The following is a 1,558-nucleotide window of genomic DNA, read 5'->3' as shown; positions in this document are numbered from 1 at the left end:
ATTGGCGGTGGCGCCCGAGGTGCGGATCGCCAGCAGCCAGCCGGCAAGGCCGGCGATGGCGCCAGCGAGAACAAAGGCAACAACAAGGTTGCGGTTGACGCGGATGCCGGCTCGGAAGGTTGCAGTCTCGTTGCCGCCGATCATGACGAGATGCCGTCCGAAGGGTGTCTTGGCCATGATCAGCGAGAAGACTACGAAACACGAAATGGCGATCCAGGCGGTGAGGGGCAGGCCAAGGAGGCGCTGAATGCCGAACCAGCGGATCGCCGGCGCAAGGTCTTGCGCAGAGCGGCCGCCGGAAATGACCAGCACAAGGCCGCGCACCCAGATGTAGGACGCGAGCGTGATGATGAAGGCACTCATCTTCACGTTCACGACCAAATAGCCGTTGATGGAGCCTATGATGCCGCCGACAACTAGGGCAAGCAGCAGCGAAACCGGAACCATCAGCCATTCCGGCTGTAATTGAACGCCAAGGCCGATGCCCGCCGAGCAGAACAGGATACCGACCGCCATGGCGCCGAGCGCCGCCACGGATTCGACCGACAGGTCCATATGTCCGGTGATGATGACCAGCGCCAGGCCGATCGACATGACGCCAAGCACGCTCGACGCCTCTACGATGTTGGCGAAGATGCCCAGTTGGAAGTAGTTCGGAATAAAGATGGAGAAGACCACCAGCACGAAGACCAGCATGAACCAGACGAGGTTATCGAGGGCGAACTCGAGGGCGTGGCGCGTGCGGGGATTCATGTGCTGATCCAGCTGGCGCATGATCCGAAACCAATTCGGTTTTCGGGAACCGCGCGGATTGAAATTGCTGCAGCGTTCCTCGCGCCTCCGTTCGGACGCGCCGGGCTGCAGTGGTGGGCTCCGGGCCAGCGTGGCCCGAAGCCCAAGGCGACTTTGCTATTCGACCGGCTTCACCGTGTCCGAAGGCGGCTTCATATTGCCCCAGAAGGCCGGGTTATCGACATTTTCCTTGGTGATCGCAGCGCCGGGGATCTTGATGTTCGGCCCCCAGGCTTCCTTGGTCACGGTCGACTTCAGGCCGAGCACGTCGTACTCTCCCGGCTTGATCTGCTGCTTGTTGACGACCTTGTCCATAAACATGGCGACGGCGGCGGCCTGAGCGTAGAGCGGCTGCTCGACCTCGACGTTGAGCCAGCCCTTGCGGATCAGGTCAAGGCCGACCGGCGCGCCATTCGAGCTCATTAGCATAACGTCGCCCGGTTTCTTGCCCGCGGCCTCGAGCGAGGCGACGGCAGCGACCGAGAGATGCGCGGCGTGGCTGAAGATCAGGTCGATATCCGGGTTGGCGAGCATCTGGTCGGCAACGATGGTGCCGGCATTGCTGGCTTCCCATTGCATGGCCGGAACCGAGATGATCTTGACGTCCGGGAACGCCTTCATCTTCTCCTCGAAACCCTTCTGGATGTCGAGCGTGTAGGGGTCGCCGGGATCGCCGAGCACCTGGAGGATCTTGCCTTTCACCGATCCGTGCTTCGCCTTCAAGAGCTTCTCGGCCTGATCGGCGGCAATCTGGCCTATCTCGACC

At 61.7% G+C, this 1,558-nt stretch carries 2 protein-coding genes; both read right to left on the bottom strand.

Annotated elements, in window-relative coordinates:
• Positions 1-753: ABC transporter permease (locus EOA85_RS34965; RefSeq protein WP_164760120.1), on the bottom strand; the 753-nt coding region annotated here is incomplete at its 3' end.
• A gap of 156 nt (positions 754-909) precedes the next feature.
• On the bottom strand, positions 910-1,558 hold a 649-nt coding region (locus EOA85_RS34960; protein ID WP_164760119.1), incomplete at its 5' end, for a sugar ABC transporter substrate-binding protein.

Origin of the sequence: Mesorhizobium sp. M5C.F.Ca.IN.020.29.1.1 (assembly GCF_003997375.1) — a bacterium.
GTDB classification, from domain to species: Bacteria; Pseudomonadota; Alphaproteobacteria; order Rhizobiales; family Rhizobiaceae; genus Mesorhizobium; species Mesorhizobium wenxiniae.
This window is presented reverse-complemented; position numbering and strand designations above follow the sequence as displayed.